8 protein-coding genes are annotated in these 9,771 nt (G+C 68.0%); 7 read left to right on the forward strand and 1 reads right to left on the reverse strand.

What is annotated here, in order from left to right; all coding sequences use genetic code 11:
• Nucleotides 1–3: 3 nt before the first annotated feature.
• Complete coding sequence (gene asnB, locus PKD06_RS02175) at nt 4–1,938, reverse strand: asparagine synthase (glutamine-hydrolyzing) (protein ID WP_324377291.1); 1,935 nt, start codon at nt 1,936–1,938, stop codon at nt 4–6.
• Between the two features lie 334 nt (nt 1,939–2,272).
• On the opposite strand from asnB, the gene PKD06_RS02180 reads away from it, so the two are divergent.
• The 7 genes from PKD06_RS02180 to PKD06_RS02210 all read left to right on the forward strand — a co-directional run.
• Nucleotides 2,273–3,670 (forward strand): GumC family protein, encoded by a 1,398-nt coding sequence (locus tag PKD06_RS02180; RefSeq protein WP_324377293.1) that lies wholly within the window; start codon nt 2,273–2,275, stop codon nt 3,668–3,670.
• Between the two features lie 84 nt (nt 3,671–3,754).
• A complete protein-coding gene (locus PKD06_RS02185) occupies nt 3,755–5,017 on the forward strand; it encodes an O-antigen ligase (RefSeq protein ID WP_324377295.1) in 1,263 nt (420 codons plus the stop codon).
• Nucleotides 5,010–5,780 carry a polysaccharide deacetylase family protein gene (locus PKD06_RS02190; RefSeq protein WP_324377297.1) on the forward strand — a complete coding sequence of 257 codons (771 nt, stop codon included), beginning with the start codon at nt 5,010–5,012 and terminating at the stop codon, nt 5,778–5,780. The genes PKD06_RS02185 and PKD06_RS02190 overlap by 8 nt, the downstream gene beginning before the upstream one ends.
• Nucleotides 5,781–5,790: 10 nt before the next feature.
• A complete protein-coding gene (locus tag PKD06_RS02195; RefSeq protein ID WP_324377299.1) occupies nt 5,791–7,026 on the forward strand; it encodes a glycosyltransferase family 4 protein in 1,236 nt (411 codons plus the stop codon).
• A 246-nt stretch (nt 7,027–7,272) separates the two neighbouring features.
• On the forward strand, nt 7,273–8,451 hold the full coding sequence (locus PKD06_RS02200) for a glycosyltransferase family 4 protein (protein WP_324377301.1): 1,179 nt from the start codon (nt 7,273–7,275) through the stop codon (nt 8,449–8,451).
• 90 nt (nt 8,452–8,541) lie between these two features.
• Nucleotides 8,542–9,288 carry an SDR family oxidoreductase gene (locus tag PKD06_RS02205; RefSeq protein ID WP_324377303.1) on the forward strand — a complete coding sequence of 249 codons (747 nt, stop codon included), beginning with the start codon at nt 8,542–8,544 and terminating at the stop codon, nt 9,286–9,288.
• Nucleotides 9,289–9,301: 13 nt separating this feature from the next.
• A partial coding sequence (locus PKD06_RS02210; RefSeq protein WP_324377305.1) for a 2,4'-dihydroxyacetophenone dioxygenase family protein occupies nt 9,302–9,771 on the forward strand: 470 nt, incomplete at its 3' end.

Genomic DNA, 9,771 nt, shown 5'->3' on the forward strand with positions numbered 1-9,771 from the left:
GTGTCAGGCGGCTTTCGCGCTGCGGCTGTCCGTGCCCGTGAAGGTCTTCAGCCAGAGCTGCGTCGACAGGATGCCGACGAAGGCCGCGTTGTCCCGGAAGCCCGAGGCGGGGCGCACGCGGCATTTTTCGTGCAGCTTCGCCACCGCCTTGGGATTGAAGAGCCCTCCCGCACCGATCGCGGCCTCGCCGAGCGCGGCATCGACATAATCCGCCGCCGCTCCGACGAAGGAGGCGCTGTCGGGTGCGCGGTAGGGCTGCTTGGTGCGCTGCCCGATGGAGGGGGGAAGCAGGTCGCGGGTCGCCTCCCGCAGGATATGCTTCTCAACGAGCCCCTTCAGCTTCATGCCGGGCGGCAGGCTCGCCGCGAACTCGACGAGCCGGTGGTCGAGGAAGGGGAAGCGGCCTTCGACGCCGTGGGCCATGGCCATCCGGTCGCCCTGGCTCGACAGGATATATCCGGGCAGGAGGAAGCGGGCCTCGAGATATTGCGCCTGATGCAGCGGATGCCAGCGCGCGAAGGCGTCCGGCAGGAGCGAGACGATTTCCTCGGTCGCATCGTAGCCCGCGAGGCGGGCGCGCAGGTCCCCGGAGAAGAACAGCTTCGCCGCCGCCGTGCCGTCGAAGCGCGGCCGGTGCGAATAGAGCGGATCGTCGGCGGAATGCCCCTTCGCGCCGAAGAAGGAGGCGAGATATTCCGCCGATTGCTGGCGCAGGCCCGGCAGGTAGGGATAGAGCTTGCGGAACAGATGCGGCCGGATGCGCGAATGCGGCTGGCGTGCGCAGAAGCGGCGGACGCGGTTCTCCTTGAAGATGTCGTAGCCGGCGAAGACCTCGTCGGCGCCTTCGCCGGTCAGCACCACCTTCAGGCCGGATTCGCGCACGAGGCGGGACAGCTTGAACAGCGGGGCCGGGGCCGTGCGGATGATCGGCCGCTCGGTGAAGCGGATCACCTCGGGGAAGATCGCGGCGATGTCGCCTTCGCGGCAGGCCACGGACCTGTGGCGGGTGCCGAGCGCCCGCGCCATTTCGAGCTGGAAGGCGCTCTCGTCATGCTCCGCGCTGTCGAAGGTGACCGAAAAGGTCTCGAGCCCCGCGGGCGCCATGCCGGTAGCGAGGGCCGCGACGATGGAGGAATCGAGCCCGCCCGACAGGTAGGAGCCGACCGGCACGTCGGCCCGCATGCGGATGCGGGTGGCGTCGGTCAGCAGGGCGCGCAGCTCCTCGGCCGCCGCGCGCTCGTCCGCATGGCGCGAGGGGGCGCCCGCGTCGGGGTAGTCGAGGCTCCAGTAGGGCCGGGTCGTGACGCGCCCGTCCTCGACGATCATCAGGCTCGCGGGCTCGAGTTCGCAGATGTCGCGGAAGGCCGTGCGGGGGGCGATCGGCGCCCAGAGGGTGAAGATCTGGTCGAGGGCGAGGGGATCGATCTCCGCGGTTATTCCGGGGACCTGCAGGAGCGCCTTGACCTCGGAGGCGAAATAGAACTGCCCGTCGCGCCTCGCGTAGAACAGCGGCCGCACGCCCATCCGGTCGCGGGCGAGAAACATGCGGCGCCGGCGCGCATCCCAGATCGCGAAAGCGAAATCGCCGTTGAGGAGCGAGAGGCAGTCCTCCCCCATCTCGTCATAGAGATGGAGGATCACCTCGGTGTCGCTCGCGGTGCGGAACCGACGGCCGCGGGCCCGAAGCTGCTCGCGCAGCTCGACATAGTTGAAGATCTCGCCGTTGAAGGCGATCGTCAGGTCGCCTTCGGCGTCCGACATCGGCTGCTGGCCGTCGCCGAGGCCGACGATGGACAGCCGCGCATGCCCGAGCCCGGCGCCGGGCGCCGTGAAGACGCCCCGTTCGTCCGGGCCGCGGTGAGCGACCGCCGTCGTCATGCGTTCGAGGAGCGCTCTCCCGTCCCGAACGGCGCCGACATATCCGACAAATCCACACATGCCGATACATTTCCGAAGCCGATCGGCTCCTTCGTCACTATAGCCGATCGGGCGGGGCCGGGTGTTAACGGCGGTGAATATTTACGTGGATGGTAAATGAGGGGCCGAAGGGTGTGACTCGCCAAGGCTTAACATAAAATTCAGGTGCGATGGCATAGCTTTATGCCAGAGTTGCGGGGGAGCCGGACTGTCTCTTCTGTCTTGAGAGTTATACTAAGGGCGAAGCGGGATGTATGGGCCGAGGGGGGCGGAACAGCGACAGACGCCTCGACCGGCTGACCGGAACCGGAAGTACCGGGTCCCTGCCGACTTCCTGGTCGCTTCCGACGGCACGGTGGTCGATGGGACGAGCCTGACCGCCCGTCTCGGCCAGCTCGGACGCGTCGGCATCGACGACATTCTCGCCTGGCTGCGCGCCGGACGCCGCTGGATCGCCGCCTCCGTCGTGCTCTGCCTGATCGCCGCGCTGTTCTACGGCGTCACGGCGCCGCGCCGCTATACGGTCTATACCGATATCCTCATCGACCCGTCGAACCTCAACGTCGTGCGCGACGACGTCTTCACCTCGAATCCGCAGCGCGACGCGCAGCTTCTCGAAGTGGAGAGCAAGCTCAGGATCCTGACCTCGCGCAACGTGCTGTCGCGGGTGATCGACAAGCTCGATCTCACGCATGATCCCGAATTCGTCAAACCGGGGCTGCTGTCGCCGCTGTGGAACCTGATTTCCCGGCGGGAGGCCGCGGGCGACGACCGGCTCGCGGCGATGCGGGCCCTGTCCGAGCGCGTCGATGCGCGGCGCGAGGAGCGCTCCTTCGTCGTCGTGATGCAGGTCTGGGCCGAGGACCCGGAGCGGGCCGTGGCCATCTCGAACGCCATCGTCAATGCCTTCGAGGCAGAACTCTTCCAGTCGGCTGCCGAAAGCGCCGGCCGGGTGGTGAAAGCCCTCAACGACCGCCTCGAGGAGCTGCGCCGCAACGTCACCGAGGCGGAGCAGCGGGTCGAGGATTTCCGCCGGGCGCGCGGATTGCAGCTGACCAACGGCGAGCCCGTCAGCGCGCGGGTGTCCGGCGAGCTTGACACCCAGGTTCTCGACGCCCAGCAGCGCGTCATCCAGTCGGAGGCGCGCTACAGGCAGATGAGCGCGGCCCTCGCGGAGCGGCGGGTCGCCGGCGCGGCGATCTTCGATTCCCCGACCATGGTGACCTTGCGGGCGCAGCTGAACACGCTCAAGCAGCAGATCGGATCGATCCAGGCAACCCTCGGCGCGCGCCATCCGCAGATGGTCACGGCCTTGTCCGAGCAGCAGGCGGTCGAGGCGGCCCTGATGCGCGAGGCGAGGCGCATCCTGGAGGAGGCGAGGGCGGAGTTCGAGCGCAACCGCGCCGCCCTCGCGGCGCTGCGCCGCAAGGCCGACGATGCGAAATCGACCGTCTTCAGCGACAACGAGGAGCAGGTGCAACTGCGCAACCTGCAGCGCGATGCGCGGGCCAAGGCCGCGCTCTACGAGACGCATCTCGCCCGCACGCAGCAGATCAGCGAGCGGCAGCAGATCGACACCAGCAACGTCCGCGTCATCTCGCGTCCGATGGTGCCGAAGGCGCGAAGCTGGCCGCCGCGGACCCTCGTCCTGGCCGGCACGGCCGGCGTCCTCGGCCTCTTCCTCGGGGTCGGGATCGCCCTGGGGCGCGGCGCCTGGCGCTACCTGCACGCGCCCGGGCAGGCGAGGGCCTGACCGCTGCGCGCCGTGCCGGACATCGTCGAGGGGGAGAGACGACGGGCCAGGGGGCCGGGGGCCGGTTTCGGCACCGTCCTCTTCATGGCCGTCTTCCTGCTGTCCTGGGTCACCTTGAATCCGTTTGTCGATCTGACCGGCCCGCCCGTTCTCGATCAGGCGGCGCGGGAAACGAGCCTGCTGAACGAGGTCGCATCCATCGGTCTTTTCGCGTGCATGCTCAGCTTCGGCCTGGTGCATCCGCTGCGCCGCATCATTTTCCAGCCCCATATGCTGCTGGCGCTGATCTTCATCTGGCTCGGCTTTATTTCGCTCGTCGTGTCCAGATATCCGTTCCAGGGCGTCAAGGGCATGGTCCTGGCCGGCATCGCCATCGTCAATGCCAGCGTCTTTCTGCTGCTGCCGCGCTCGGAGGAGCATTTCGCGAAGCTGCTCGGCGTCGGCTGCCTGATCGTCCTGTCGGTCGCCTATTTCGGCATCGTCTTCAAACCCACCTTGTCGATCCATCAAGCGTCCGAGGCTCTCGATCCGATGACCGCCGGCCTCTGGCGCGGTCACTTCCGGCACAAGAACGACGCTGCGATCGCCATGACGATCATGACCTTCTTCGGCATTTTCGTGATGAACGCCTGGTCGCGCCCTGTCGGCCTCGTGATCGCCTGCCTCGCCTTCTTCTTCCTGACCCATACGGGCGGCAAGACATCGACGGCGCTGCTTCCGGCCGTGCTGATCGTGGCGTGGATCTTCGAGAAGATCCGGGTCCTGCGCGTTCCGATCGTCGTTGGCGGCATTGCTCTCTTCAACCTCTTCGCCGTGGGCTCGGCCGTCATCAGGCCGCTGGGAGAGTTCGTGTCGAGCCTGGGCATCGACGCCACCTTCACGAACCGTGCGGATGTGTGGCGCCTCGCATTCTCGGCGGTGGAGGAGCAGCCCCTCACCGGCTACGGCATAAGGGGGTTCTGGCAAACCTCGCAGCTCGTCCACGGCGGCGGCCTCGTCGAGACCTGGGCGGTCCAGGCCGCCCATGCGCACAACTCCTATCTGGAAATGATCCTGATGATGGGAGTTCCGGGCCTCGCGCTGACATTGCTCTGGCTTGTCGCGCTGCCGCTTTACCATATCTCGCGCATTCCTGCGGCGAGCGCGCATACGGATCTTACCCGACTCTTTGTCCGAATTTGGCTTTACGTCCTTTTCAACGCATGCTTGGAAAGTCTCTTCTTTCAAGGATCCAACCCATTGTGGATGACCCTCCTGATCGCGATCTACGGGCTCAACCTGCAAGCGTCGGCCGCCCTGGCGCCTGCCGCCTATGCTGAACCGCAGGAGGCCCTGGCGCGTGCCTAGCCTCCTCGAAAGGCTCGAGAAGCATGGCGGGCTGGAGCAGTGGCTGGCGAACCGGCTGATCTGGACATTCGCCGGCTCGCGGCGCGCCGTCCGGACCGAAACCCCGCTGGTCTCCTTCACCTTCGACGACGTGCCGGACAGCGCCCTGCACGAGGGGGCCGCGATCCTCGAGCGGCATGGCGTGCGCGGCACCTTCTACATCTCGGGCGGCCTCGCGGGGCAGGTCGAGCCCGAGCGGCTGCTGATCTCGCCGGAGGGATGCCGGGAACTCGCCGAGCGGGGCCATGAGGTCGGCTGCCATACGTTCTCGCATCGGCGGGTCAGGAACATCTCGCGAGCCGAGCTGTCGGCCGATCTGGACCGCAACGGCACCTATCTCGCCGGCGCCGGGGTCCCCCGGCCGCCGCGCAACTTCGCCTTCCCCTACAATGCGGCGTGGCCGCTGGCGCGGCCCGAGCTGCGGCGGCGCTTCCGCACGTGCCGCGGCGCCGGCGAGGCCATCAATCGCGGGCGCACCGATCCGATGATGCTGAAGGCGGTCGAGATCCGCCAGCCGGAAGCCGAGGCGCGCGCCCTGACGCGCTGGATCGACGACGTGGCCGGGACGCCCGGCTGGCTCGTGTTCTTCACGCACGACATCGCGCCGCGCCCGACCTCCCACGGCTGCACGCCGGAGACCTTCGATCTCCTGGTGGCGCATGCGGTGGCGCGGGGCTGCGCCGTGCTGCCGGTCGACCGGGTCCTCGACCGGCTCGGCTGGTGAGGGGGCAGGCGTGTCGCATTCGCCTGAAAGGCGCCTCCTGGCCATCAACAACTATTTCTACCGCCGCGGCGGCGCGGAGGCGGTCTTTTTCGACCATATGGCGATGTTCTCGCAGATCGGCTGGGATGTCGCCGCCTTCGCCATGCAGCACGAGAACAACCTTCCCTCGCCCTGGTCCGGCTATTTCGTCTCGGAGATCGAGTACGGCCGGCGGACGAGCCCGCTGCGCAAGATCGCGCAGGCGGCGAGCGTCATCTATTCGGTCGAGGCGCAGCGAAACATCTCCCGGCTGATCGAGACCGCTCGCCCCTCCATCGCCCATGCCCACAACATCTACCACCACCTCTCGCCCGCGATCTTCTCCACCTTGAAGGCCGCGGGGATTCCGGTGGTGATGACGGCGCATGACCTGAAGCTCGCCTGCCCGTCCTACAAGATGCTGCGCGCGGGAAAGGTCTGCGAGGATTGCCGGGGCGGGCGCATCTACAACGTCCTGCGCCATCGATGCGTGAAGGACTCCATTCCTCTGAGCGGGCTGGTCCTGGTCGAGACGATGGTGCACCGTCTGCTGGGTCTCTACCGCGAGACGCTCGACCGGATCGTCGTTCCGAGCCGCTTCTATATCGAGAAGCTGGTGGAATGGGGCTGGCCGCGCGGGCAGCTCGTCTACATTCCCAACTTCGTCGATGTGGCGGGCTATCGCAACGACTGGGAAGAGGGCGACTATTTCGTCTTTGCCGGGCGGCTTGCGCCGGAAAAGGGGCTCGCGACCCTGATCCGGGCGGCCGCGCTCGCGAGGCAGCGCCTTGTGCTGGCCGGAACCGGCCCCGAGGAAGCGGCGCTCCGTCGTCTCGCGGACAGCACCGGTGCGCAGGTGGCTTTCGCCGGCCATCTCTCGGGGCGGGACCTGCACCGCCTGATCGGGCAGGCGCGGGCGCTGGTTCTCCCCTCCGAATGGTATGAGAATGCGCCGATCAGCATTCTCGAAGCCTATGCGCTCGGACGCCCCGTCATCGGCGCCGCGATCGGCGGCATTCCCGAGATGATCCGGGACGGGGAGACCGGTCTCGTCGCCGCCTCCGGCAATGCGGCGGACCTGGCCGGGAAGCTCACGGAGCTGGCCACGCTTTCCGAAGGCGAGCGTGCGCGGATGGGCCGGGCGGGCCGCGACTGGATCGTCCGGGATTTTTCCGCGGCGCATTATCGCGACCGGACGCTCGAGCTTTACGGAGCGCTCATCCGCTGAGGCGGGAGCAAGGGGAGGGGCGGCCGTCAGGGTTAACGAATCAAAAACGGGACGATGCCCGCGAAGCCTCTCTTGCGGGAGGGCCGGCGGTCCCTGTACCCCTGGGATGGGCCGGCGACCGGAATCGAGAGTGACGGAACCACATGATCTTGGGGAGCCTCCTTCCGGGCTTCCGGGGGAGCGCGCAAACCTGTCGGCTCGAAGCGTTGCCGAGGGCTCGACTGGAATGTGACGGCGGAGGCGACCATGGCCAGTCTTCCCCTCGAGGCGCCTTCCGGCGAGGCGGCCTCCGCCTCGGCCCGGGACGGGCCGGCCCGCCGCATCGTCTTCCTGGGGTTGCGCGGGATCCCCCATGTCCAGGGCGGCGTCGAGAAGCATGTCGAGATGCTCGCCGGAGAATTGGCGAAATGCGGCTGGACCGTCGAGGTCCTGGGCCGCAGGCGCTACCTGTCCCACGCCGCCCCGATCTCGTGGAACGGCATCCGGGTGTCTCCGCTTTGGGCACCCCGCCGGATGGCGCTCGAGGCCGTCGTGCACACTTTCCTGGGCGTATGGGTCGCCGCGTGGCGCCGGCCCGACATCCTCCACATCCATGCCATCGGCCCGGCCCTGCTCGTGCCTCTGGCGCGGCTGCTCGGCCTCAGGGTGGTCGTCACGCATCACGGCTATGACTATGACCGGCAGAAATGGGGCGGCTTCGCACGGCGCGTGCTGAAGCTCGGCGAGTCTTGCGGCATGCGGCTGTCGCAGGCCCGGATCGCGATTTCGAGCGAGGTCGCGCGGACGATGGCCTCGCGCTATGGCGTCCCGGTCAATTTCGTCCCGAACGGCGTCACGGTGCGGCATTCCCCGGCCGAGACCGGCATTCTCGCGGAATTCGCGCTGCGGCCGAAGCGCTATGTGCTCCTGGCGGCGCGCTTCGTCCCGGAGAAGCGGCATCTCGACCTGATCGAGGCTTTCGCCAGATGCGGCGATCCCGACCTGCGGCTGGTCCTGGCGGGCGGGGCGGAATTCGAGACCGCCTATTCGCGCGAGGTCGAGGCCGCGGCGCGGCGCGTGCCCGGCGTCGTGCTGACGGGGTTCCAGACCGGAGACAGGCTGGCGGAGCTGTTCGCCAATGCGGCTCTGTTCGTTCTGCCGTCGAGCCATGAAGGCATGCCGATCGCGCTGCTCGAAGCCATGGCGTTCGGATTGCCGGTGCTCGCCAGCGACATCGTCGCGAACAAGGAACTCGGTCTTCCGGCGGCCGAGTATTTTCCGCTGGGCGATGTCGATGCCCTGGCCGCGGGGATGAAGGCCAAGACGGCGAACCCGCCGAGCGACGCGCAAATCCGCGCCCGGATGCAGCATGTCGAAGAGACCTATAGCTGGTCGCATGTCGCCGGGAGCACGGCGCAGATCTATCGCGCGCTGCTGGCGAAATAGGGAGGCGAGGGTCCCGATGCCCGTGTCGAATCTGCCCGGCCGCGAGGCTGCCCCAAGCGCCGTCGAGCGGGGACCTGCGGAGACGATGAGGTGACCGACCTTCTCTCGACATTCGCCTCCGGCCTTTTCGCCGGCCGCGACGTCCTCGTGACGGGCGGCACGAGCGGCCTCGGGCTGGCCTGCGCGCTGGCCTTCCGGGCGCTCGGGGCCGAGGTGACGGCCACGGGGGCGACGGAGGGCGAGCGCGCGGCCGCGGCCGCGATGCATCCGGACATCCTCTTCGAGGTGCTCGACGTGCGCGAGGCCGCGGCCGTCGCGGCCTGCATCGGGCGCCGCCCGCGGCTGGACGTGCTGGTCAATGCGGCCGGCGTGATCCGGCGCGACGCGGAGCACGACCCGGCGGCTTTCGCGGATGTCGTCGACATCAACCTCAACGGCACCATGCGGACCTCCGCCGCGGCCCGGCCCAAGCTCGCCGCGCATGGCGGGACGGTCGTCAACCTCGCCTCCATGCTGACCTTCTTCGGCGGTCCGCGAGTCCCAGGATACAGCGCCTCGAAGGGCGGCGTCGGCCAGCTCACGAAGAGCCTCGCTGCCGCCTGGGCGGCGGACGGCATCCGGGTCAATGCCGTCGCGCCCGGCTGGATCGCGACGCCGCTGACCCAGGCCCTGCAAGACGATCCGCAGCTTTCCGCCCCCATCCTGTCCCGCACGCCGATGGCGCGCTGGGGCAGCCCGGAGGAAGTCGCGGCCTGCGTCGTTTTCCTCGCCTCGCCCGCGGCCCGTTTCGTCACGGGCGCGATCCTCGCCGTCGACGGCGGCTATCTCACCGTCTGAAGGAAGCAGAGCCATGGCCCACGCTCCGATCAACGAGAAATGGGTGCCCTACAAGCATCCGCAGCCGAAGGAATCCCCGCCGGAACTCGTCATCCCGGACGCCATTCCGACCGACGGGCGTGTCTGGGTGCCGGTCGAGGAGAACGTCTGGTTCCGTCCGCTGCTCCTGTGTGCCTCGCGCGGCTATTGGATGAACCTGCTCAAGGTGAAGAAGTCGGGCGTCCTGTCCCGCCATCGCCATCCGCTGCCCGTGCACGGTTTCGTGCTGAAGGGCCAGTGGCGCTACCTCGAGCACGACTGGGTCGCGACCGAAGGCGGCTATGTCTACGAGGCGCCGGGGGAGACGCATACGCTCGTCGTCGATCCGCATGTCGAGGAAATGATCACGCTGTTCCAGGTGAACGGCGCGATGATCTACGTCGACCCGGACGGAAACACGGTCGGCTACGACGACGTCTTCACCCGCATCGACAAGTGCCGCGC

The organism is Enterovirga sp. (assembly GCF_035325185.1).
GTDB lineage: Bacteria > Pseudomonadota > Alphaproteobacteria > Rhizobiales > Beijerinckiaceae > Enterovirga.

Coding starts and splice junctions, on each gene's coding strand:
- asnB (WP_324377291.1), bottom strand. CDS start 1,938: ATGTGTGGATTTGTCGGATATGTCGGCGCCGTTCGGGACGGGAGAGCG.
- PKD06_RS02185 (WP_324377295.1), top strand. CDS start 3,755: ATGGCCGTCTTCCTGCTGTCCTGGGTCACCTTGAATCCGTTTGTCGAT.
- PKD06_RS02200 (WP_324377301.1), top strand. CDS start 7,273: ATGGCCAGTCTTCCCCTCGAGGCGCCTTCCGGCGAGGCGGCCTCCGCC.